21 protein-coding genes are annotated in these 21,459 nt (G+C 59.1%); 7 read left to right on the top strand and 14 right to left on the bottom strand.

Features of this window, described 5'->3' with window-relative positions; translation table 11 throughout:
• The first annotated feature begins 73 nt into the window (after positions 1–73).
• From BM344_RS03225 to pdxB, 3 genes are read left to right on the top strand one after another with little or no spacing between them, the layout of a single operon-like run.
• The gene (locus BM344_RS03225; RefSeq protein WP_322853408.1) at positions 74–628 is read left to right on the top strand and encodes an elongation factor P hydroxylase; all 555 of its coding nucleotides are present in this window, start codon (positions 74–76) and stop codon (positions 626–628) included.
• 6 nt (positions 629–634) lie between these two features.
• Positions 635–1,912 carry a DEAD/DEAH box helicase gene (locus tag BM344_RS03220; RefSeq protein WP_091985986.1) on the top strand — a complete coding sequence of 426 codons (1,278 nt, stop codon included), beginning with the start codon at positions 635–637 and terminating at the stop codon, positions 1,910–1,912.
• Between the two features lie 17 nt (positions 1,913–1,929).
• Entirely contained in the window at positions 1,930–3,093 is a 1,164-nt protein-coding gene (gene pdxB / locus BM344_RS03215; RefSeq protein WP_091985984.1) for a 4-phosphoerythronate dehydrogenase PdxB, read from the top strand.
• A 68-nt stretch (positions 3,094–3,161) separates the two neighbouring features.
• Here pdxB and htpX read toward each other — a convergent pair whose 3' ends face one another.
• The 3 genes from htpX to BM344_RS03200 all read right to left on the bottom strand — a co-directional run bounded on the left by htpX (position 3,162) and on the right by BM344_RS03200 (position 5,835).
• Positions 3,162–4,043, bottom strand: coding sequence for a protease HtpX (htpX, locus tag BM344_RS03210; RefSeq protein WP_091985981.1), 882 nt, complete (start codon positions 4,041–4,043; stop codon positions 3,162–3,164).
• A 95-nt stretch (positions 4,044–4,138) separates the two neighbouring features.
• On the bottom strand, positions 4,139–4,609 hold the full coding sequence (locus BM344_RS03205; RefSeq protein WP_091985980.1) for a hypothetical protein: 471 nt from the start codon (positions 4,607–4,609) through the stop codon (positions 4,139–4,141).
• Positions 4,610–4,620: 11 nt separating this feature from the next.
• The gene (locus tag BM344_RS03200; RefSeq protein ID WP_091985977.1) at positions 4,621–5,835 is read right to left on the bottom strand and encodes a pyridoxal phosphate-dependent aminotransferase; all 1,215 of its coding nucleotides are present in this window, start codon (positions 5,833–5,835) and stop codon (positions 4,621–4,623) included.
• A 264-nt stretch (positions 5,836–6,099) separates the two neighbouring features.
• Here BM344_RS03200 and BM344_RS03195 point away from each other — a divergent pair, with 264 nt between their 5' ends.
• Positions 6,100–6,591, top strand: coding sequence for a glutathione peroxidase (locus tag BM344_RS03195; protein WP_091990749.1), 492 nt, complete (start codon positions 6,100–6,102; stop codon positions 6,589–6,591).
• A gap of 21 nt (positions 6,592–6,612) precedes the next feature.
• Here BM344_RS03195 and BM344_RS03190 read toward each other — a convergent pair whose 3' ends face one another.
• Both BM344_RS03190 and BM344_RS03185 read right to left on the bottom strand, forming a co-directional pair.
• Positions 6,613–8,964: a hybrid sensor histidine kinase/response regulator gene (locus tag BM344_RS03190; protein WP_208603370.1), complete on the bottom strand. Its 2,352-nt coding sequence runs from the start codon at positions 8,962–8,964 to the stop codon at positions 6,613–6,615.
• 53 nt (positions 8,965–9,017) lie between these two features.
• Positions 9,018–9,791 carry a hypothetical protein gene (locus tag BM344_RS03185; protein ID WP_091985975.1) on the bottom strand — a complete coding sequence of 258 codons (774 nt, stop codon included), beginning with the start codon at positions 9,789–9,791 and terminating at the stop codon, positions 9,018–9,020.
• Between the two features lie 238 nt (positions 9,792–10,029).
• Between BM344_RS03185 and BM344_RS03180 the strand changes: the two genes are divergently transcribed.
• Complete coding sequence (locus BM344_RS03180; RefSeq protein ID WP_091985972.1) at positions 10,030–11,040, top strand: LysR family transcriptional regulator; 1,011 nt, start codon at positions 10,030–10,032, stop codon at positions 11,038–11,040.
• On the opposite strand, the gene BM344_RS03175 is transcribed toward BM344_RS03180, so the two are convergent.
• The 8 genes from BM344_RS03175 to BM344_RS17735 all read right to left on the bottom strand — a co-directional run bounded on the left by BM344_RS03175 (position 11,029) and on the right by BM344_RS17735 (position 18,083).
• Positions 11,029–11,994, bottom strand: a complete 966-nt coding sequence (locus BM344_RS03175) for a GNAT family N-acetyltransferase (RefSeq protein WP_091985919.1) — start codon at positions 11,992–11,994, stop codon at positions 11,029–11,031. The genes BM344_RS03180 and BM344_RS03175 overlap by 12 nt on opposite strands.
• Before the next feature lie 24 nt (positions 11,995–12,018).
• Positions 12,019–13,170 carry a cupin domain-containing protein gene (locus BM344_RS03170; protein WP_091985917.1) on the bottom strand — a complete coding sequence of 384 codons (1,152 nt, stop codon included), beginning with the start codon at positions 13,168–13,170 and terminating at the stop codon, positions 12,019–12,021.
• Between the two features lie 16 nt (positions 13,171–13,186).
• Complete coding sequence (gene purB / locus BM344_RS03165) at positions 13,187–14,554, bottom strand: adenylosuccinate lyase (protein WP_091985916.1); 1,368 nt, start codon at positions 14,552–14,554, stop codon at positions 13,187–13,189.
• A gap of 103 nt (positions 14,555–14,657) precedes the next feature.
• Positions 14,658–15,302: a high frequency lysogenization protein HflD gene (hflD, locus tag BM344_RS03160; RefSeq protein WP_091985913.1), complete on the bottom strand. Its 645-nt coding sequence runs from the start codon at positions 15,300–15,302 to the stop codon at positions 14,658–14,660.
• The gene (gene mnmA, locus BM344_RS03155) at positions 15,299–16,483 is read right to left on the bottom strand and encodes a tRNA 2-thiouridine(34) synthase MnmA (RefSeq protein WP_139229622.1); all 1,185 of its coding nucleotides are present in this window, start codon (positions 16,481–16,483) and stop codon (positions 15,299–15,301) included. Before mnmA ends, hflD begins: the two co-directional genes overlap by 4 nt.
• 68 nt (positions 16,484–16,551) lie before the next feature.
• Positions 16,552–17,010, bottom strand: coding sequence for an NUDIX hydrolase (locus tag BM344_RS03150; protein ID WP_091985911.1), 459 nt, complete (start codon positions 17,008–17,010; stop codon positions 16,552–16,554).
• Positions 17,007–17,624: a pseudouridine synthase gene (locus BM344_RS03145; RefSeq protein ID WP_091985909.1), complete on the bottom strand. Its 618-nt coding sequence runs from the start codon at positions 17,622–17,624 to the stop codon at positions 17,007–17,009. The genes BM344_RS03150 and BM344_RS03145 overlap by 4 nt, the downstream gene beginning before the upstream one ends.
• 153 nt (positions 17,625–17,777) lie before the next feature.
• Positions 17,778–18,083, bottom strand: coding sequence for a cold shock domain-containing protein (locus BM344_RS17735; protein WP_091985906.1), 306 nt, complete (start codon positions 18,081–18,083; stop codon positions 17,778–17,780).
• A gap of 325 nt (positions 18,084–18,408) precedes the next feature.
• Between BM344_RS17735 and clpS the strand changes: the two genes are divergently transcribed.
• A complete protein-coding gene (gene clpS / locus BM344_RS03135; RefSeq protein WP_091990741.1) occupies positions 18,409–18,768 on the top strand; it encodes an ATP-dependent Clp protease adapter ClpS in 360 nt (119 codons plus the stop codon).
• Between the two features lie 18 nt (positions 18,769–18,786).
• Positions 18,787–21,057, top strand: coding sequence for an ATP-dependent Clp protease ATP-binding subunit ClpA (clpA, locus tag BM344_RS03130; RefSeq protein WP_091985903.1), 2,271 nt, complete (start codon positions 18,787–18,789; stop codon positions 21,055–21,057).
• 110 nt (positions 21,058–21,167) lie between these two features.
• On the opposite strand, the gene infA is transcribed toward clpA, so the two are convergent.
• On the bottom strand, positions 21,168–21,386 hold the full coding sequence (gene infA, locus BM344_RS03125; RefSeq protein ID WP_014421226.1) for a translation initiation factor IF-1: 219 nt from the start codon (positions 21,384–21,386) through the stop codon (positions 21,168–21,170).
• Between the last annotated feature and the right edge of the window lie 73 nt (positions 21,387–21,459).

The raw sequence follows: 21,459 nt of genomic DNA, 5'->3' as shown, positions 1-21,459 counted from the left end.
GTTCCCTCTGGTATTGGGGGCGTTAAAGTCGCACAATAGCCCACCAATGAATCACAGCCCGAATGATCTTATCATGCTGTTCAATGACCTGTTCCGGGAAGCCTACCGGACGGTACTGGTCAAAGGCAGCGATGAACCTGAATATCTGCCCGCCAGCGAACCAGAAGGCTTCGCCAGGGTGGTTTTTGCCCATGGCTATTATGCCAGTGCTTTGCATGAAATCAGCCACTGGTGTATTGCTGGTGAACATCGGCGCACACTTCACGATTACGGTTACTGGTACTGTCCGGATGGCCGCACCCCGGAGCAGCAGCAGGCCTTTGAAGCAGTGGAAGTGAAGCCGCAGGCAATCGAATGGCTGTTCGCCCTTGCCGCCGGATTCCGTTTCCACATCAGTCTGGATAACCTTAGCGGTGGCGGGGCTGCCCAGGAAGCGCGATTTCGGGAAAACGTCTGCAGTCAGGCAGGCAGGTACCTTGAAAACGGGCTCCCCGCTCGAGCACAACGCTTTTTTGAGGCGTTGGTCGCATTTTATGGCACCGGAGCCACCCTGAAAACCCGTTGGCGCGAAGATGTCCGGCGGATTGCACCATCGACTTCTGAATCAGCATTACCTCAGGAAAACTAGGACTCTATGACATCTGACCCAAAACATACCGGCGATCTGAGATTCAGCGACCTGAACCTCGACAAGCGACTGCTGGATGCCATTACCGCCATTGGTTTCGAGTACTGCACACCCATCCAGGCTGAGACCTTGCCCTGGACGCTGGCCTGCGAGGACCTGATCGGTCAGGCCCAGACCGGCACCGGCAAGACGGCCGCGTTCCTGATCACCGCCATTCAGAGCCTGCTCGAAACGCCGGTACCGGAGAAGGATCGTTTCGCATCAGAGCCCCGGGTACTGGCGCTGGCGCCGACCCGCGAGCTGGCCATGCAGATCGCCAAGGACGCCGAGCAGCTGTGCCAGTACACCGGTCACAACGTGGTCACGGTGGTAGGCGGTATGAACTACGACAAACAGCGCGACCAGTTGCAGAACGAGATCGTGGATATTCTGGTGGCCACGCCGGGCCGGCTGATTGATTTCCTCGGTTCCCAGGATGTGTTCCTGGATCAGCTGGACATTCTTATCCTGGACGAAGCGGATCGCATGCTGGACATGGGGTTCATCCCGGATGTGAAGCGTATTATCCGCAAATGCACCGCCAAGGAAGAGCGCCAGACCTTGCTGTTCAGTGCCACCTTTAACCAGGATGTCCTGAACCTGGCCTCGATGTGGACGCAAAACGCGGAGTTTGTGGAAATCGAGCCGGAGCAGAAAACCGCGGAACGGGTGGATCAGACGGTGTACCTGGTGGCCGACGACGAGAAGCTCACGGTGCTGGTGAATTACCTGAAGCGCCCGGAAGTGGAGAAAGCCATTGTGTTCGCGAACCGCCGCGACCAGTGCCGGGATCTTGAGGAAGACCTGAAGAACCAGGGCGTGAAGGTGGCCCTGATGTCCGGTGAGATTGCCCAGAACAAACGCCTGAAAACCCTGGATCAGTTCAAGAAAGGCAGCATTCAGGTGTTGGTGGCCACCGATGTGGCCGGCCGGGGCATTCACGTTAACGGCGTGACCCACGTATTCAACTATAATCTGCCGGATAACGCGGAGGACTATGTCCATCGAATCGGCCGTACTGGCCGGGCCGGCAAGCACGGGGTGTCCGTGAGCTTTGCCAGTGAGGACGACTCGTTTGCCCTGCCGGCCATCGAGTCCTACATCAGCCAGAAGCTGAAGACGGCAGTTCCGGATGAGGCTCTGATGACGGCCATGGACAACCCGCCGATCACCCGTAAACGTGGGCGTCGGCCCCAGGGAGGTCGCGGGCAGGGCGGACGCAACCCGCGCCAGCGCAGGAACTGACAGGACCGGGCTTTACTATGTTGATCGTAGCTGACGAGAACATACCCCTGCTGGATTCTTTCTTCGGTGACATTGGCGAGATTCGCCGTGTTTCCGGCCGTTCCATGACAGCGAGCGACGTCCGGGATGCTGATGCCCTTCTGGTGCGTTCGGTCACCCGCGTCAACCGGGAGCTTTTGGAGGGCAGCCGAGTTCGTTTTGTGGGCACTGCCACGATAGGCACCGATCATGTCGACCTGCCGTGGCTCGAAGGGGCCGGTATCCGGTTCTCGGCTGCCCCTGGCTGCAACGCCAACAGTGTCGCTGAGTATGTGCTGTCGGTAATTTCCCTGCACGCGGAAAAGCAGGGGCTGGAAGACTGGACCAACCTCAGTGTCGGTATTGTCGGCGTGGGCAATGTCGGCAGTGAGCTGGCCCGCAAACTGGAGCGTTTGGGCTTTGAGGTTCGGCTCTGTGATCCACCGAGGGCAGAGCTGGAAGAGTCCCGGCAAGAGCCTGGCGAAAACTTCGTGACGCTGGCCGATACGCTTCAATGCGATGTGGTCTCGCTGCATACGCCGCTCACTCGTGATGGCAGCCACCCCACCTTCCATATGATCGGTCAACAAGAACTCGCAGAGCTGAGCGCCGGGCAGCTTCTGATCAATGCCGGCCGGGGCGAGGTAATTGACTCATCTGCGTTGCTGGAGCGGCTGGCGCAGGGTAACTCACCGACGGTTGCGCTTGATGTCTGGGAGCAGGAGCCAAGGATCAACCCCGAACTGGTGGATCGCGTCTGGCTGGCAACTCCCCATATCGCCGGTTACAGCCTGGAAGGCAAGGTTCAGGGCACGGAGATGATCTACCAGGCCCTGAGTCAGTTCCTGGGTTTGCCGATCCGGAAGAAGGCTGGGCAGTTTCTGCCGGAACCCGCCCTGAGCAAGCTATCGTTCACCAGTTCCGCCGACGAAGAGGATGCCATTCGCATTGCCCTGCGGGCCTGTTACGACCCACGCCGGGACGATGCCCGACTGCGGCATGCCATGGACGGAGCACCCGCAGAGCGGGGCCCGGCGTTTGACCGGCTCCGGCGGGACTACCCGGTACGGCGGGAATGCTCGAGCGTGAAGATCCAGTTGAAGGGCACCAGCAAATCGCTGCAGGACAGCTTCAGGGCCATCGGGTTCAAACTGAAGATCTGATAACGGTTGGGTCTGCAGAAAAAAGCCGGGGTGAGTGCCCCGGCTTTTCTGTTTCAGGCTTTTCTGTTTCAGAGCTTGGCGCTCTGGAGGGCCTGAATGCGGTCTTCCAGCGGAGGGTGGGTCATGAACAGGGCGCTCAGGCCGCCACGGGCGCCCCGATTGATGCCGAACGCCTGGAGAGTGTCTGGCATCTGGTCCGGCACCTCGCTTTCCTGCTTCAGACGGGCCAGAGCGCTGATCATGGCGGTGCGCCCGGCCAACTGCGCACCCGCGATATCGGCGCGATACTCCCGCCGCCGGGAGAACCAGAACACGATGGTGCTTGCGAGGATGCCCAGCACAATTTCGGCGACGATACTTACCGCAAAGAAGCCCAGGCCGTGGCCGCTCTCGTTTTTGAACACTACCCGGTCGACAAAGGACCCGATTACCCGAGAGGCAAAAATCACAAAGGTGTTCACCACGCCCTGAATCAGGGCCAGGGTTACCATATCGCCGTTGGCAACATGGCCAATCTCATGCCCCAGCACTGCCCGGATTTCGTCCTTGTTGAACCGTTGCAGCAGGCCTTCACTGACGGCTACCAGCGCATCATTCTTGTTCCAGCCGGTGGCAAAGGCATTTGACTGTGAGGCCGGGAAGATGGCTACCTCGGGCATCTTGATACCGGCGTTCCGTGAAAGATCCGCTACCGTATCTACCAACCAGCGTTCGGCTGGCGTTCTCGGAGATTCGATCACCCGGGCGCGTGTGCTCCATTTGGCCATGGGCTTGGAGATGAATAGCGACACCAGGGCGCCGGCGAAACCGAACACGGCCGCGAACGCCAGCAATGAGCCATACTCGATTCCATTCTGGGCCAGGTAGCTGTCCACACCCAGCAGCCGCAGCGTGAAGCTGGCGACAATGATGACGGCAAGGTTGGTTGCCAGAAACAGCAGAATACGCATGTTTGCTTCCCGATCAGTTTGTCACAGAGGAAAAAACCGTTTCTCAGACCGATATATGTGGCCGCGGTTCAATCAATCAACAGGCTTACGCCGATTTAATGAACGGGCCTGTCCGCGAAAAAGGTGGCTTGCATGGCCTGGCTAATGCGCCCGGAGTGGCCACTTTTTAGGGCGGTGCGGATCAGGTGTATGTGTGTGGAGAGATCTTCCTGAACGGAAGGAGGCAAGGTGTCGGAGGAGCCCGCCTGGAGCTGCCCGAGCGCGTGCACCAGCGTTTGTGGCGCCGGTGAACTCAACCGGATAAAGGCCTCTCGGGTCAGCACAGCCTGGTCGAGGGCTTCCTGTCGGATGGTGTCGACATAGCGGATCAGGCCTTCCTCCGCCAGCCACAGGAGCGCGCCGAAACAGGCCATATGCCGCTTGCTGTGGAGCCCGAATTCATCGGGCTCGTCTGGGCCGGCGATGTCTTCAACGAACACATTGATGCGCCGCGGGAAGGCGCCGTAGAGCTGAACCAGGGCGATGGCAGCGTCTTTGTAGAACTCCTCCACGTGGATATCCGCCATTACTGCCTCCGTTACTGCTGGTATTGCGCCAGGAAGTTGCCGAGCCGACCCATGGCGTCTTCGAGGGTGTCTTCCCGGGGCAGGAAAACGACACGCAGGTGCTGCTTGTCGTCGATGTTGAAGGCTGAGCCCTGCACCAGGAGTATCTTTTCCTGCAGCAGCAAGTCCAGCACCAGTTTCTCATCGTTCACGATGGGGAAGTGCTTCGGGTCAAGCTTCGGAAACAGGTAAAGCGCCCCCTGGGGTTTCACGCAGCTTACCCCGGGAATATCATTCAGCATTCGCCACGCTGTTTCCCGTTGTTCGAACAGGCGACCGCCGGGGGCCACCAGGTCATTGATCGACTGGTAGCCGCCAAGGGCCGTCTGAATGGCCAACTGGGCCGGAACGTTCGCGCACAGGCGCATGTTGGAGAGCATGTCGATGCCCTCGATGAGGTCCCTGGCGCGGTGCTTGGCGCCGCTGATGATCATCCACCCGGAGCGGTAGCCGGCCGCACGGTAGTTCTTGGACAGACCGTTGTAGGTGAAGAACAGCACGTCGTCGGCAAGCGATGCCGTAGAGACATGTTCGGTGCCGTCGTACAGGATCTTGTCGTAGATCTCGTCGGAGAGAATAATGAGATTGTGCTGGCGGGCCAGTTCAATGACCTGCTCCAGAAGTTCCGTTGAGTAGACCGCCCCGGTCGGGTTGTTGGGGTTGATCAGCACAATCGCCCGGGTCCGGCGGGTAATCTTCTTGCGGATGTCCTCGATATCCGGAAACCAGTTCTGCTGCTCGTCACACCGGTAGTGAACCGGCTTGCCGCTGGACAGCGTAACGGCGGCGGTCCACAGCGGATAATCGGGCGCCGGAATCAGCACCTCGTCGCCGGTGTTGAGCATGGCCTGCATGGTCATGACGATCAGTTCGCTCACACCGTTGCCAAGGAAAATATCGTCGATGTCGACCTTGTCGATGCCTCGCTGCTGGCAATAGTGCATCACTGCCTTGCGGGCGGAGAAGAGCCCTTTGGATTCTACGTATCCCTGGGCCAGGTGCATGTTGTAGATGACGTCCTGCTGGATTTCCTCAGGGACATCCAGTTCGAAAGCCGCCGGATTGCCAATGTTCAGTTTCAGGACTCGATGGCCTTCCTCTTCCAGGCGCCGGGCCTCACGCAGAACCACGCCACGTATCTCATAGCACACGTTATCCAGCTTGGCGGATTTGTAGTAGTTCTGCATGAATCGGGGTTTCCTTAGTCCGGGATTGCAAAGTGGCAACGGCCATGCCGACAGGCCTGGTTAGAGGCTTCCCTATTCTAGCGGAGCGAATCGCGGCGGCAACAGGGGAATAATGATGAATTGTGGCGTGTTGAGGCAGATTTAGCGTTGAAAGCTTACCCGATTTTGAGAAATGGTGCCCAGAGGGCTCACCATGACATGGTTTTTGAGGCCGAATCGGCGACAATGGGACGCAATTCACCCACCCCTGTTGAGGAGCAGCAGATGGCCGGAACAACGGTTTACGATTTCACGGCAAAGGACATCAAGGGCACAGAGCGCAGTCTGTCGGATTACAAGGGCAAGGTGTTGTTGATCGTCAACACCGCCAGCAAATGTGGATTTACACCGCAGTTCGAGGGACTTCAGGCCCTTCATACCGAGCTTGGAGAGCGCGGATTCGAGGTGCTCGGGTTTCCCTGCAACCAGTTCCTGAGCCAGGATCCAGGTAACGACGACGCTATCAGCCAGTTCTGTAGCCTGAACTATGGCGTGGATTTTCCGATGTTTTCCAAGATTGAAGTGAACGGCGACGGCGCCCATCCGCTGTTTCAGTTCCTCAAGCGCGAAGCCAAGGGTCTGATGGGTTCCGAGAAGGTTAAATGGAATTTCACCAAGTTCCTCGTGGGACCGGACGGCCGCGTAGTACGGCGTTATCCGCCTACCACCAAGCCTGAAGACATTCGCAAGGATATCGAGAAGTTGTTGCCGGCGTGAACCCGTCCGCGTCGAGGGAGCTCAGGGGGTGTCCGAATGGCTGCTTTGCGGCCCCGGGCGCCAGCGGTTGATGGCTTCCCTGAGCTCTTCGCGTCGGTAAGGCTTGGTGATGTAATCGTTCATGCCGGATGCCAGGCAGTCTTCACGGTCGCCCTGCATAACATTGGCTGTCACCGCAATAATCGGTAGATCTTTCCACTCGGGATTCTCCCGGATTCGACGCGTTGCCTCATAGCCATCCATAACGGGCATCTGGCAATCCATCAGAACCAGATCATAGTGCTTCGTGGCCAGCGCCTCGATGGCTTTCAGGCCATTCTCGGCATGGTCCGTTTCATGTCCGAGCTTTTTCAGCAGGCTGCTGGCAACCATCTGGTTAACCTGGTTGTCCTCAACCAGGAGAATCGACAGAGCCCCTCCACCGTCGGGTGTCTCGAGTACCGGCGTGCCCGTTGAATTTTCAACGTTCGTTTGCGCCAGTCCCGCAGCGCGATTGAGGCATCGATACAGATCCTCCCGCCGCAGTGGCAGAGACAGCAACTGGTACCGATGGCTGGCGGGCGACAGTGTGCCACTGTCGTCCGCCAGAATGACGCCGGGGCCCGGCCAGCTTTCCGCGAAGGCGAGGGCCTCAGTGTCTTGCGCGGTCGCCGTGGCAAGCAGCAGTCCGTCCTGATGGCGGCTGGCTCCACGGATGGGAAGGCCCCAGTGGCGCAGCAGGGCCTCAATGGCCGGGCGATGCGGATTGTCCGGGGGAATCGCCATGGCGATTCCCAAGGCTTGCAAAGCCGGGTCGATCGGCAATGGGGCAGGCCCGGTCTCGGGGTCCTGGACTGGCAGGGGCAGGGTAACGGTGAAGTGAGTTCCGGCGCCCTCTTTGGAGTCCACCAGAATCTGGCCATGCATGCGCTCCACGAGCTGCCGGCACAGAGTCAGGCCGAGTCCGGTGCCACCGTAAAGACGGGTAGTATCGGCGTCTGCCTGGGAGAAGGGCGAGAAAATCCGATGCAGTCCCTCTCTTGACATGCCAATGCCGGTATCGACCACGTCGATCCGGAGGCTGCCGCCAGAACGGCCCACCCGGATTTTTACGCTGCCCTCATCCGTGAATTTGATGGCGTTGCTCATCAGATTGTTGAGGACCTGCCGCAGACGGGTGGGGTCGCCGAGGAAGTGTTCGGGCAGGTTAGGGTCAATGTCGGATACCAGCTGTATCTTCTTGCGTCTCGCCTGCTGCGCGTGCAGGGTTGCGCACTCTTCGACCAGGTGTCGCACGCTGAAGGGGATGTTTTCGAGGCTCAGTTTGCCGGCTTCAACTTTGGAAATGTCCAGGATGTCGTTGAGCAGTCCCAGCAGACTTTCGCCGGCATTGAGGGCAATCTCCAGACGATTGCGCTGGGCGGGGTCCAGTTCCCCTTCCAGGGCCAGCCCAAGCATGCCCAGAACGCCGTTCAGCGGCGTACGAATCTCATGGCTCATGCTGGCCAGGAAGTTGGCCCGGGCCCGCGCCCGTCGAACCGCGTCTTCCTTGGCTTTGACCAGAGCCCGGTTACCCCGTTGCAGTGCCTCGTTCTTCTCGGATATCTCCCGCGTCCGGTCTTCCACCTCCTGCTCCAGCTGGGTGGAATAGTTCTTCATGGCGCTCTCGGCGGTGCGCAACTGCGCCAAACTGGAATCAATGGTTTCAAGATGCTGGTTGATGATGCTCACCATGGTGCCGATTTCATCGTGCCGATGGTTTGCCGGGATCGGCAACCGGACCTTTTCTGGTGAGCTCGCGCGAACCTGGCTGAGCGCGCTGATGACATTGAGCATGGGTCGGGTCAGTACGAAATAGAAGATCATCAGCAATGCCGCTGACAGGATCAGGCTCTTGAGCAGGCCGCTGATCAGGGTGTAACCGGCCCTCTGCAAAAACTGCGCCCCGTAGTGATAGGTGTCTATGGTCACGATCAGGTGTCCGAGGGGCAGGTCTTCGAGCTGCGGTACCTGCAGCTCCTGGCGAAAAACGCGGTCTGAACCAAACAGCAGGTCGCTGACCCAGCGATAGGAAGAGGCAGGGCTGCTTTTGCTGGAAGCGGCCATGGTGCCACCGTCGTTGTCGATGATGCGGGCGTCGATGGTGGCCGGGTGGCGGAGCAGTCCGTCGAGCAGTTCCTCAGCGAGGCGAACGTCGATGTTGTAGGCGATCTGGGAGGCCGGGCTGTAGCTGATGTCGATCAGCGCGTGGATTTCCTTTTCCATGGATTCCTCGGCACTGAAGTAGTCCAGGGTAATCTGGACGATGTTCAGCACCAGGCCCAGCGCCATGGCAACCAGTACCGTGTCGCGGGTCAGTCGATAGGAAAGTCGTTGCTGAAAGCCCTTCTTCACGGGTGTGCACTGTCCCTGTTGTCGGGCCCGTTGTCATGACCCGGTGGGTGGCTTCAGTCGTCGTAATCGGCCTTTTTCTTCCACTCGTCGTCGTGGAGGAAGGTGTCCCATTCGCGATCCAGTTTTGATTGCGAGTCAGCGTGCTGGCTTTCCTGGCCCTCGGCACTGAGCGCTTCCAGCTCCTTGATGCGAGTCCGGAAGCTCTTGACCGCTTTCATGGCCAGGGGGTTGTCCCGGGATTTGCCCATTTCCGTGCTGGCCAGATGGTAGGCATGAATGGCCTTGCGAATCTGGTTCTGGCGGACGTAATCCCTGGCCTGGAAAACGTGCAGGTCGGCGTGGGTCTTGTGTACCAGGAACAGCACATATTTCAGATTCTTTTTGGCAGTGGCCGCGTCCAGGCGCCCGCTTTTATGCATGGTTTCGATCATCTTGAACAGATTCTGAAGCAGTTCTTTGACATAGTTGGACTTTTCGGGCGAATCGATCTTCACCGGGGTGGTGCTGTCCCGTTTCTCAAGGACCTGCTGCTTCATCTCAGCCGCCGATTCCTGCCATTGCCGCACCGGCAGGTTGGATTTAAGACTGGCGAGCTCTGCGCAGGCCTCTTCCATCCGCTTTATCAGCAACAGCTTTAGGTCGGGCGTCAGATACTGTCCCGGGATTTCGGACAGAAGACGATAGGCGCGATGGTAGGCATCCTCTTGCGCCGTGATCTTGCGAGCCCGCTCAATTCGCGCTCTCTCACGCATCTGGCTGAGCACGATTATGACAATCGAGACGGTAACGACAGCCGCCAGTACAAGGACAATCGTAGTAGTATCCATTTTGTCAGTTACGACTCCGGCTTCAGGATCAAGGGATGGCAGCCATGCGAACCGCCCGAAAACTCACGATAGTATTCAGCAACTGACGAAAAGACTAGCAGAAATACGACATTAGATCCTTTTCCGAATGTGAACGGAGATGCTGGTGAATTGATATCGTGAATCACGGGTGTCATGTATATTGTTATCGTAAATAAAAGCCCGGAAATCCTGTTTTATCTGCGTTTCGGAGTGAACTGTGGACATATCCCGCGTTGACCTTAACCTCCTTGTGTATCTGGATGTGCTGCTGCGGGAGCGGAATGTGACCAAGGCGGCAAACCATCTGGGGATCACTCAGCCGGCCATGAGTAACGGGTTGCGACGCTTGAGGGATCTGTTCAGCGATCCACTGCTGGTGCGCACCAGTGAGGGCATGAGCGCCACTGAGCGCGCGCGGGAACTGCAACCGCTGGTCCGGGGCATTCTTTCCGACATCGAGCAGGCGGTGCAGGAAAAGACGCCGTTCTCGGCCCTGGAGAGCCAGCGGGTGTTCCGGATCATGGCCAGTGATTACGCCGAATCCTGCCTGATGCCGCGAGTACTGCGCCGTATTCGCCAGGAAGCTCCCCAGGTGACCCTCGACGTGCTCACGCCGAGCGATGTCAGTTTCCTCGACGTTGAGCAGGGGCGGCTCGACATGGCGATCAACCGGTTTGACAAGATTCCCCAGTCCTTTCATCAGAAAACGCTCTGGACAGAATATTTTGCCTGCCTGATGAACGCCCGGAACCCGTTGCTGCGAGAGCCCTTCACGCTCGACACCTATCTGGACGCCAGCCATATCTGGGTGAGCAAGACCGGATTCGGCGTGGGCGTTGGTGTCAATCCCAAGGATGTCCAGCGGCTGGGCTGGGTGGATGAGGCCTTGTCGCGCATGGGCCGAAAACGGCAGATCTCGGTCTTTACCCGCCACTATCAGGTGGCCATGCTCCTGGCGGAACAGCACGACCTGATCGCCACACTGCCGTCGCGGGCAGCCTGGCTGCAGAAGGATAACCCCAATCTCGTGGTTAAGGTGCCCCCGTTCGAGATTCCGCCGTTCGAGCTGAAGATGGCGTGGAGTCCACTGCTTCAGCACAATGCAGACCATCAATGGTTGCGCAAACTGATCGCAGAGGTCGCCAGTGAAGTGGATACCGAGTTTGCGCCTTTCGGCACACGGTTCGAGGCCCCGGAAGCGCCCCAGGCTCACCACTCAGAGCGGTAGTTCGCGTAGCTCCACGGAAGGCCGGGCAGCGTCCCACATGCGCTGGAAATCCTCGGACAGCAGCTTCACACGACCACCGTCGGAAAACTTGGCAAACCCTTCCGGCTTGTCGAAGTCGTGGCGGTAAACCACACCCTCCCTGTCCACCAGGGCGAATGGCTGATTGGCCACCGGATAGTCGGTGTTGACCAGTCGCAGCTCCATCCGGCTGGGCAGTCGCCGCATCAGTTCCACCAGCCGATGTCGACGCTTCACCAGAGGCTTGTCGTCGTGGATCAGCAGACGTACTTCGCTGAGTCGATGGCGCCGGGCGAGTGTGGAAATCAATTCACGAAACCGGTGACGGTCGTACAGGTCGTGTGACAGCAGGCGATCATACAGCCAGATCCGCTGGCCCGCCTGGCCTACAACTGAGTCCATGAGGGCAACCAGTCGATGTTCGCTGTTGAACAACCAGGAATCGCTGTCCATGCCCAGGATCATCGGGTGGTCCACGGTTGTCAGCGCCTGCGCGGCCAGTTCCGGCGCCAGGCAACGCATGTCGTAGTGGGGTATGCCGGCGTCGTCATACACGTCTGAACAGACGTGGAAGCCGGAGCGCTGGTAGAAGGGGATGGCGTGTTCCTGGGCTGAGAGCCGGAGCTCCGAGAAGCGGCCGGCGGATTCCTGAATCAGGTGGCGAAGCAGCGCCTCGCCAATGCCGCTTCCCCGATGTTCTGGCAGGATTGCCATTCGGCCAATGTGGCCGGTTTCCTCGAGCGTCGAGAACAATCGGGCAACGCCTGCCGGGGTGTTGTCCGGGAGCACTGCCAGGTAATGGTCGGCAATCTCATCGGTCTGATCCCACTCAAGCTCGGGCGGCACCTTCTGTTCGCGGATGAATACGCGCTCGCGGATGTCCCGCACGGAGGCGGGCGCCAGTTGCCAGCTGTATTTTCGGAAACGGATGTCCATGGTGCAGCCTGACAGGAATCGGTTCTATTCGAAGTACACCGAGCCCTGATTGTAGAGCGTGGTCAGAAGCCCGAGCAACGCGGCGTCGTCGGCAAACCCTGCCAACGCTTCCATGTCGATGCGCGCGCCAGCGCAGAGCAGGGGCGCCAGAGGGCGGGCATCGCCCCTCAGCAGGAACTGCTCGCCGTCCACAAACAGTGCCGTTTCAGCATCGAATTCGTAGTAGGCAAAGCGCGAGCCCTCGTTCCAGCGCATCTGCTCGCCAGCCCGGATGGCCTCGGCAAGATCGCCGGCGTCTGCGGGCTCCTCGGCCGGAACGACGATGTCCAGGCTCTTGGGGGCTGTTGAGTACTGCCCAAACCACAGGGCCAGCTGGAGGCGGTCGCCGAGTTTCTCGCGTATGACCGCTTCCAGCCGGGAAACCACCTCCGGTCCGATTGTTCCGGGATTATCCTGCACCTGAAGATCGGGGTCGTTCAGGTGGTCAGCCGCATCCGAGTGGCTACACAGGAAGTCGGTAAAGCCCGTCAGAACGTCGTCCACGGTGGGCGCACGGAAACCGATAGACAGGGTGATGCAGTCGTCTTCCGCTACACCGTGGTGGCCGATGCCCGGCGGCAGATACAGCATGTCGCCGGGTGCCAGGGTCACGGTTTCCTCGCCATCCCAACTGCTCAGGATGCGCAACGGTGTGCCTTCCACCCGTGGTGAGGTGTGGTCACAGTGGCCGCCAAAGGTCCAGCGCCGATGGCCCTGGGCCTGCAGCAGGAAGACGTCGTACTGGTCGTAGTGGGGGCCGACGCTGCCGCCTTTGGGGGCGTAGCTGGCCATGATGTCGTCCAGCCGCCAGTTGGGTACAAACCGGAAATGCTCCAGCAGATCGGCGATCTCCGGTACCCAGTGGTCCAGGCCCTGTACCAGAAGGGTCCAGTCCTGCTCGGGCAATTCGCTGAAGCGATCCGGGGCGAAGGGGCCGTTGTGCAGCTGCCAGGGCTTGCCCTGGTCATTCTCGATCACGATCCGGGATTCCACGCCTTCCTCGCAGGCCAGGCCGGCAAGCTCATCGGCGCTGACCGGGCACTGGAAGCCGGGAAAGGCCTGCCGGATCACCAGCGGTTTTTTCTGCCAGTAGTCCCGCAGAAATTCGGTGGCTGTGAGTCCGCCAAGCAGTTCCATGGATCGTCTCCGGTTATCAGATGTTCTGTGCCTGATCGACGGCATTACCGATGTAGCGTCCGGGCGTTAGCGCCATCAGTTCGGCCTTGGCCTGGTCCGGTATGTCGAGGCTTTCCACGAAAGTCTTGATCACTTCCGGTGTCATTGCCTTGCCCCGGGTCAACGCCTTGAGCTTTTCGTAGGGTTTCTCGATGTTGTAGCGGCGCATGACGGTCTGGATGGGCTCGGCAAGCACTTCCCAGGCGTGGTCAAGATCCTCATCGAGACGCGCCGGGTTGATTTCGAGCTTACCCAGGCCCTTCAGCGTGGCTTCATAGGCGATCAGGCTGTGGGCGAAACCGACGCCGAGGTTGCGCAGCACCGTGGAATCGGTCAGATCCCGCTGCCAGCGGGAGATCGGCAGTTTGGCCGAGAGATGACTGAACAGGGCGTTGGCGATGCCCAGGTTGCCCTCGGAGTTCTCGAAATCGATCGGGTTGACCTTGTGGGGCATGGTGGATGAGCCGACTTCGCCTTCCACGGTTTTCTGCTTGAAGTAACCCAAAGAGATATAGCCCCAGATATCGCGGTCCAGATCGATCAGAATGGTGTTGAACCGGGCGATGGCGTCGTAGAGTTCGGCGATATAGTCGTGGGGTTCAATCTGGGTGGTGTAGGGGTTCCAGTTGAGCCCGAGACTCTCGATGAATTCCTGGGCATTCAGGGCCCAGTCGATGTTCGGGTAGGCAGAAAGGTGAGCGTTGTAATTTCCCACGGCCCCATTGATCTTGCCCAGCAGTTCCACGCCTCGGATCTGGATCGCCTGGCGGCGCAGACGGTAGACCACGTTGGCCAGCTCCTTGCCCACGGTGGTCGGTGATGCCGTCTGGCCGTGGGTGCGGGAGAGCATCGGTTGCTGGGCGTGATCGTGGGACAGCTGCGCGAGCTTGTCGATGATCCGGTCCATGGCTGGCAGCAAACCGTGGTCAAGGCCTTCACGGAGCATGAGCGCGTGGGACAGGTTGTTGATGTCCTCGGAGGTGCAGGCAAAGTGCACGAACTCGGTTACCGCGTGCAGTTCAGGCACCTCGGCAATCTTTTCTTTGATGAAGTACTCCACCGCCTTTACATCGTGATTGGTGGTGCGTTCGATCTCCTTGATGCGCTCGGCGTCCTCGAGGCTGAAACCGCTCACCAGTCGGTCCAGCACGGTGTTGGCTTCAGTCGAGAAGGCAGGCACTTCCGGGATGTCGGGGTGAGCAGCCAGTTTCTGCAACCAGCGGATCTCGACGGTAACGCGGTTCCTGATCAGGCCATATTCACTGAAAATTTCACGGAAGACGCTGACTTTGCTGCCATAGCGTCCATCGACCGGGGAAATGGCGGTCAGGGCGGTGAGTTCCATCGAAAACCTCTCAAAGTGATCAAACAGTCGGTCAAAAGAAAATCAGGAGCGCTATGATACACCAGCACCGGCGTCGATTCAGCGTTGCTGGGGTCTGTATAGGTCAGTGATACAGCGTGTTGTTCGCTTCCTCGGCCAGCTCACGGGCCAGGGTAATCACCTTTTTCCGGGAGAAGATCAACTGCCAGCGGCGCCCGCCGGTCTGGCGCCAGAGCACGGCTGAGCGGATGCCTGCGAGAAGCAGTGCCCGCACCTTGGCAGCGTTCTCTTCCCGCTGAAGGATGGAGGGATTGCCGCTGACCTGAATACGCATCCGGAAGGTGCTGATGGTGTCCGAATAGACCGAGCCCAGATTGCTGATGAGGTTCGGGTGGGTATACCCGAAGTGGTTCGCTGTATGCCGGGCCTGGTCGATCCGGCTACCGATCACATCCAGCATGTCCGAACGTCGGTTCAGCTTGGACTCCAGGTGGATGAGGTTGAGTGCGTAACGCAGCACCTCGATGTCCTGCTGGCGACTTTGCTGGCTGAGTACCGACGACAGGGTCACCAGGCCTTCGCGAATGTCGCGTAGCTCGCCGCCGAAGACGTCCAGTGTGTTGGCCGGGTTGGTGGCGAACAACGAGCGCAGGGAAGTTTCGAGGCTCGCTTCGTTGCACTGACCGTTGTGGGCAATCTGCTGAACCAGATTGGCTGCCTGGAATACCCCGGCCAGGGCCAGTGTCTGATCTTTCAGGGAGCGACTCATGCGGGCGTACCCCGGAGAGCGTCGGTCAGGCGGGCAGGTTGCGGTGAGTCGTCTCGCCAGGTTTCCTCGATAACGCCGCCACCCAGGCATATCTCACCCTCATAGAACACCACCGACTGTCCGGGGGTGACCGCCCGCTGGGCGTCGTCAAACACCACTTTTACGCCATTGTGGAGCACGGTCACGAGACAGTCCTGGTCGGGCTGGCGGTAACGGGTCTTGGCCTTGCACCGGAATTCCGTTGCGGGTGGCTCTCCCGCAACCCAGTCAATGGGCCCGGACACGAGGCCACGGGAAAACAGTAATGGGTGCTGCTTACCTTGCACAGCTATCAGCACATTCCGCTCCAGATCCTTCTCGGCGACATACCAGGGGTCGTCCCCGAATTCGCTCAGGCCACCAATCCCAAGGCCCTGGCGCTGTCCGATGGTGTGGTACATGAGACCCTGGTGCCTGCCGATTTTACGACCATCCGGGGTTTCAATGTCGCCAGGCTGGGCGGGAAGGTACTGTTTGAGAAAGTCCCGGAACTTGCGTTCGCCAATAAAGCAGATACCCGTGGAATCCTTTTTGTCGTGGGTGACGAAGCCCTGCTGCTCGGCAATCCGGCGCACTTCCGGTTTTTCAAGTTCACCCACGGGAAACAGCGTACGGGCAATGCGGTCGCCGGACACTGCATGCAGGAAGTAGCTCTGGTCCTTGTTGGGATCCAGGCCTTTGAGCAGCTGCGCTTTGCCCTGCGCGCCAGGTACGGGCCGCTGGCGGGCATAGTGGCCGGTAGCAATAAAGTCGGCACCCAGGGTTACAGCATAATCCAGGAACGCACGGAATTTCACTTCCTTGTTGCACAGAATGTCGGGATTCGGCGTGCGGCCCGCCTGGTATTCCGACAGGAAATGCTCAAACACCCGGTCCCAATACTCGGCGGCGAAGCTGGCCGTATGCAGTTTGATGCCGATGGCGTCGGCAACGGCCTGGGCATCAGCCAGGTCGGTCATGGCGGTGCAGTACTCGGTACCGTCGTCCTCGTCCCAGTTCTTCATGAACAGGCCTTCGACCTGATAGCCCTGGTCTTTCAGCAGCCAGGCAGCTACGGACGAATCCACACCGCCAGACATACCGACGATGACACGGGTGTGGGCAGGATCTGTGGCAAAAGTTGTATCGGATGCCTGGCTCATGAGTGTTTCGGTGCTTTCTGCGTAAATACGTGGTCGCTACTTTCTGAAAGGGGCGGATTCTAGCACTTTTAAGGTGTCTGCGTCTGCCGGTCGACCACCACCTCAAGGGGGTATCGGCGGCCACTTCGGTAATCCTCTATGCAGCGAAGCACCAGAGGGCTGCGTAACTTGCGACCGAGCGCCCGGATCTCGTCGAGACTCAGCCAGTGGGCGGCAATGATGCCATCGTCCAGCCGGTCGGTAACGCGCTCCCGGGCGAGGGCCGCGTAGCAGAACCGGTAGTAGGTCACCCCGTTGGCCGGCGCCTTGTAGGTGTAGATTCCCAGAAAATGGGCCGGCTCCACGCGCCACCCGGTTTCCTCGAGGGTTTCCCGACGCACGGCATCGAGAATGGCTTCGTCTTCCTCAATGTGGCCCGCCGGCTGATTGTAGACAACTCGCCCGTTACTTCGTTCCTCCACCATAAGGAATCGCCCGGATTCGTCTTCAACCACCACGGCAACGGTGGCATGGGGTGTCCAGGTCATGATCGTTTTCTCCCGGTTCGTGCCCCAGGGCGGGGTCTGTTTCTGGCAGGTGAGGGCAGGTTGACCGTGACCGTTCTGAAGTCCCCGGGGGCCAGCCCTTCCAGGGACCAGTCACCAATGCGATAGCGGATCAGTCTCAGAGTGGGAAACCCCACCGCCGCCGTCATGCGCCGCACCTGACGGTTCCTGCCTTCCGTGATGGTCAGTTCAATCCAGCTCTCCGGCACCGATTCCCGGAAACGCACAGGTGGTACCCGGGGCCAGACTGCAGGCTCAGGGATTCTTTTCACCTTGGCCGGTCGGGTAACCCCGTCCTTGAGGGGCACGCCCTGCGCAAGCTGGGTTAACGCGTGGTCGGTAATCTCGCCTTCAACCTGGACCCAGTAGGTTTTTGCCATCTTCAGCGCCGGGGAGGCAATTCGGTGTTGCAACGCCCCCTCGGAGGTCAGCAGGAGCAATCCCTCAGAATCGTAATCCAGTCGGCCGGCGGGGTAGATTCCGGGGATGTCCAGATAATCGCTGAGGGTGGCTCGGGCTTTCTCACCGTCCTCGCTCCGGTCGGTGAACTGGCTGAGCACTTGAAAGGGTTTGTTGAATAGAACCAGTTCTGCCATGTTGGGTCGTGTTTCAGAGAGGTTGCCGTATCGTCATCTGGCGAAGGGTACTGCAATGTGGTGCGTGCGCAAAGGGAGAGCGGTTTCTGGCACAGAAAAGACCAGGCCCACCGGTGGGGCCGGTGGGGCGGGAAAACGATCGTTCAGCCGGGTTCAGGCGTTTACGGCGCGGGGCGGATAGCCGTCCCGGTCTGAGGCCTGATCTGCCGACTTGGTGGCGGTGTCGTCACCCGACGGCGCTTTCTTCACGGGTTGCTCGTCCGGGACAATGTTGACCGCATGAATGCCCTTGTCACTGGGCTTTTTGTCGAAGGTAACGGCCTGGCCGGCTTTCAGGGTCTTGTAGCCGTCCATCTGAACTGACGAAAAATGTGCAAACAGATCATCACTGCAGCCATCTTCGATGATGAATCCGTACCCTTTGGCATTGTTGAACCACTTGACCTTGCCTCTTGGCATGATGAACTCCCCTGTTCTTTTGCTGTCTTTCTTCTTGTTGGTGTTTGCCTATCGGCCGTCGCACCGGCGGTCCGAGTCCTGTTCGCTGGATCTGTTACAGAAGCCTTGCATGGATTTACATTATTTTACAATGCAACTTTACTTTCGGCCAATCACTGCACCGAGTCAATAGTTTCTGCACCCGGAATGTGTGGTTGAACGCGGTCCGGAAACGGTATCATGCTCGTATTGATAAATAGTGCACGCCGGGTGAGCGACTTCGCTTGAAAACCCGGGACCTGACAACCACATTTAGGCAAGGACACCGAGTAACCGGTAAAGAATGATGCGAACTATCGAAAATTCTCTACTAATATTCAATCAGGGGGAGGACGAACAACCGGGGCGACAGGATGACCTCAGTGTTGCTCCCGAGAAGCCTGCTCTCAAGCGCCCTGCGCGCTACCGGGTGGTGCTACTGAACGATGACTACACGCCCATGGATTTTGTGGTGGATGTGTTGATGAAATTCTTCGGAATGAACGAAGAAAAGGCGACGCAGGTGATGCTGCTCGTCCATACACAGGGAAAGGCTGTATGCGGGGTTTATACCCGGGACATCGCGGAAACAAAGGCGGCACAGGTGAACCAGTATTCCTCGGAATGCGAACATCCGCTCCTTTGCGAGATTGAACGTGCGGACTGACAGACGTTGGGGTGGCCCATGCTGAGCAAAGATCTAGAAATTACGCTGAACACGGCCTTCAAGAATGCCCGGGACAAGCGTCATGAGTTCATGACTGTGGAGCATTTGTTGCTGGCCCTGCTGGATAACGAATCGGCGGTGGGCGTCCTGAAAGCCTGTGGTGCAGATCTCAAGAGACTTCAGGAAGAGCTGGTCGAGTTCGTCGATTCCACAACACCGCTGATTCCGAGCAATGACAGCGAGCGGGAGACCCAGCCGACCCTGGGGTTCCAGAGGGTGCTGCAACGCGCGGTATTCCATGTACAGTCCTCCGGCAAGAAAGAGGTGACCGGCGCCAATGTGCTTGTCGCCATCTTCAGCGAGCAGGAGAGCCAGGCTGTCTACGTGCTGAAAAAGCAGAGTATTGCCCGGATCGACGTGGTCAACTTTGTGTCCCACGGCATTTCCAGGGTGCAGGGCGCCGAAGATCCTGAAAGTCACGAGCAGGCGTCTCACGAGGAAGCCGGAGAAGAGGGTGGCCAGTCCCGGCCGCTGGAAAGTTACGCCACCAACCTCAATGAGCAGGCCCGGCAGGGACGGATAGATCCCCTGATTGGCCGGGAGCACGAGGTTGAACGGGTGGTGCAGATTCTGGTGCGCCGACGCAAGAACAACCCTCTGCTGGTGGGCGAGGCCGGTGTTGGTAAAACCGCCATCGCCGAGGGCCTTGCCAAGCGGATTGTCGATGGCCAGGTACCCGAGATTATTTCCGACGCGGTGGTCTATTCGCTGGACCTGGGCGCACTGCTGGCCGGTACCAAGTACCGCGGTGATTTCGAGAAACGGCTCAAGGGCCTTCTCGCTGAGCTCAAGAAAGAGAACCACGCAATCCTGTTCATCGATGAAATCCACACCATCATTGGTGCGGGATCGGCTTCGGGCGGCGTGATGGACGCATCCAACCTGCTCAAGCCGATGCTCAGTTCCGGCGAGATCCGGTGCATTGGCTCCACCACTTTCCAGGAGTTTCGCGGCATCTTCGAGAAAGACAGCGCCCTGGCGCGTCGTTTCCAGAAGATCGATGTGAATGAGCCGAGCGTTGAGGACACCTACCAGATCCTCAAGGGCCTAAAGCCCAGCTTCGAGAAGCACCATGATCTCAAGTACACCGACAAGGCCCTGAGAGTGGCGGCGGAACTGGCGGACCGGTACATCACCGACCGCCACCTGCCGGACAAAGCCATTGATGTTATCGATGAGGCCGGCGCGCGCCAGCGCCTGCAGCCGGAGAACAAGCGGCGCAAGACCATCGACGTGACGGACATCGAGGATGTGGTGGCGAATATCGCCCGGATTCCGCCGAAGAACGTGTCCACCAGCGACAAGGACCTGCTGCGGAACCTGGAGCGGGATCTCAAGATGGTGGTGTTCGGCCAGGATCCGGCCATCGAGTCCCTGTCCACGGCCATCAAGCTGGCCCGTGCCGGCCTGAAGGCGCCGGAGAAACCCGAAGGCGCGTTCCTGTTTGCCGGTCCGACCGGTGTCGGCAAGACCGAGGTGACCAAGCAGTTGGCCAAGGTGCTGGGCATCGAGCTGGTACGTTTCGACATGTCCGAGTACATGGAACGGCACACCGTGTCACGGCTCATTGGTGCGCCTCCGGGCTATGTGGGCTACGACCAGGGCGGCCTGCTGACCGAGGCGGTCAACAAGCACCCGCACTGTGTGCTGCTGCTGGATGAGATCGAGAAGGCGCACCCTGAGGTCTTCAACCTGCTGCTGCAGGTTATGGATCACGGCACGCTGACCGACAACAATGGCCGCAAGGCAGATTTCCGCCATGTGATCCTGGTGATGACCACCAACGCCGGTGCCGAGAGCATGGCCCGTCGTTCCATTGGTTTCAGCGAGCAGGACCACAGCACCGACGGTATGGAGATCATCAGCAAGACCTTTACGCCGGAGTTCCGCAATCGTCTGGACGGTATCATCCAGTTCGGCGATCTGCAGAAGGACACCATCACTCACGTGGTGGACAAGTTCCTCACCGAGCTGCAGGCTCAGCTGGACGAGAAGCATGTGGTTCTGCATGTGGACGATGCCGCCAAGGCCTGGCTGGCAGAGAAGGGCTACGATGTCACCATGGGTGCCCGGCCGATGTCCCGGCTCATCCAGGACAAGATCAAGCGGCCTCTGGCCGAGCAGATCCTGTTCGGGCGACTGTCCGAGAAGGGTGGGGATGTCTACATCCACCTGCGCGAAGACGAGCTGGTGTTCGAGTACGAGGACGAGCCAGCCGAGGCGGTCTGACGCCTTCGGCCGATGTGTCGAAAACAAAAACCGCTGTCCGGCTTGCCGGCAGCGGTTTTTTTTGGCCAACAAAAAAGCCCCGGAGGGGCCTTTTCAGATGTCTTGGCGGCTTAGCGGGCGCGGTACACAATGCGGCCCTTGCTCAGGTCGTAGGGAGTCAGCTCAACCTTGACCTTGTCGCCGGTCAGGATGCGGATATAGTTCTTGCGCATCTTGCCGGAGATATGAGCGGTTACAACATGGCCGTTGCTCAGCTCAACCCGGAACATGGTGTTTGGAAGCGTATCGATAATAACGCCTTCCATTTCAATGACATCTGATTTCGCCATTCAGTAGAAACCTCGCTTGGAAATGCTTCTCGTGATTTTAAATTGCGCAATTCTGCCTGATTTGTCCGCGTTT

The organism is Marinobacter gudaonensis (assembly GCF_900115175.1).
Classification (GTDB): Bacteria; Pseudomonadota; Gammaproteobacteria; order Pseudomonadales; family Oleiphilaceae; genus Marinobacter; species Marinobacter gudaonensis.
The sequence above is the reverse complement of the archived record's forward strand: the minus strand, read 5'-3'. Positions and strand labels throughout refer to the sequence as shown.

What these genes read in the sequence shown, in the direction of transcription:
- BM344_RS03225 (WP_322853408.1), top strand. Translation starts at nt 74, where the DNA reads ATGCTGTTCAATGACCTGTTCCGGGAAGCCTACCGGACGGTACTGGTC.
- BM344_RS03150 (WP_091985911.1), bottom strand. Translation starts at nt 17,010, where the DNA reads ATGACCTGGACACCCCATGCCACCGTTGCCGTGGTGGTTGAAGACGAA.
- htpX (WP_091985981.1), bottom strand. Translation starts at nt 4,043, where the DNA reads ATGCGTATTCTGCTGTTTCTGGCAACCAACCTTGCCGTCATCATTGTC.
- clpS (WP_091990741.1), top strand. Translation starts at nt 18,409, where the DNA reads ATGCGAACTATCGAAAATTCTCTACTAATATTCAATCAGGGGGAGGAC.
- clpA (WP_091985903.1), top strand. Translation starts at nt 18,787, where the DNA reads ATGCTGAGCAAAGATCTAGAAATTACGCTGAACACGGCCTTCAAGAAT.
- BM344_RS03185 (WP_091985975.1), bottom strand. Translation starts at nt 9,791, where the DNA reads ATGGATACTACTACGATTGTCCTTGTACTGGCGGCTGTCGTTACCGTC.
- infA (WP_014421226.1), bottom strand. Translation starts at nt 21,386, where the DNA reads ATGGCGAAATCAGATGTCATTGAAATGGAAGGCGTTATTATCGATACG.
- hflD (WP_091985913.1), bottom strand. Translation starts at nt 15,302, where the DNA reads ATGAGTCGCTCCCTGAAAGATCAGACACTGGCCCTGGCCGGGGTATTC.
- BM344_RS17735 (WP_091985906.1), bottom strand. Translation starts at nt 18,083, where the DNA reads ATGCCAAGAGGCAAGGTCAAGTGGTTCAACAATGCCAAAGGGTACGGA.
- BM344_RS03170 (WP_091985917.1), bottom strand. Translation starts at nt 13,170, where the DNA reads ATGGAACTGCTTGGCGGACTCACAGCCACCGAATTTCTGCGGGACTAC.
- BM344_RS03175 (WP_091985919.1), bottom strand. Translation starts at nt 11,994, where the DNA reads ATGGACATCCGTTTCCGAAAATACAGCTGGCAACTGGCGCCCGCCTCC.
- BM344_RS03145 (WP_091985909.1), bottom strand. Translation starts at nt 17,624, where the DNA reads ATGGCAGAACTGGTTCTATTCAACAAACCCTTTCAAGTGCTCAGCCAG.
- BM344_RS03205 (WP_091985980.1), bottom strand. Translation starts at nt 4,609, where the DNA reads ATGGCGGATATCCACGTGGAGGAGTTCTACAAAGACGCTGCCATCGCC.
- BM344_RS03200 (WP_091985977.1), bottom strand. Translation starts at nt 5,835, where the DNA reads ATGCAGAACTACTACAAATCCGCCAAGCTGGATAACGTGTGCTATGAG.
- BM344_RS03220 (WP_091985986.1), top strand. Translation starts at nt 635, where the DNA reads ATGACATCTGACCCAAAACATACCGGCGATCTGAGATTCAGCGACCTG.
- BM344_RS03195 (WP_091990749.1), top strand. Translation starts at nt 6,100, where the DNA reads ATGGCCGGAACAACGGTTTACGATTTCACGGCAAAGGACATCAAGGGC.
- pdxB (WP_091985984.1), top strand. Translation starts at nt 1,930, where the DNA reads ATGTTGATCGTAGCTGACGAGAACATACCCCTGCTGGATTCTTTCTTC.
- purB (WP_091985916.1), bottom strand. Translation starts at nt 14,554, where the DNA reads ATGGAACTCACCGCCCTGACCGCCATTTCCCCGGTCGATGGACGCTAT.
- mnmA (WP_139229622.1), bottom strand. Translation starts at nt 16,483, where the DNA reads ATGAGCCAGGCATCCGATACAACTTTTGCCACAGATCCTGCCCACACC.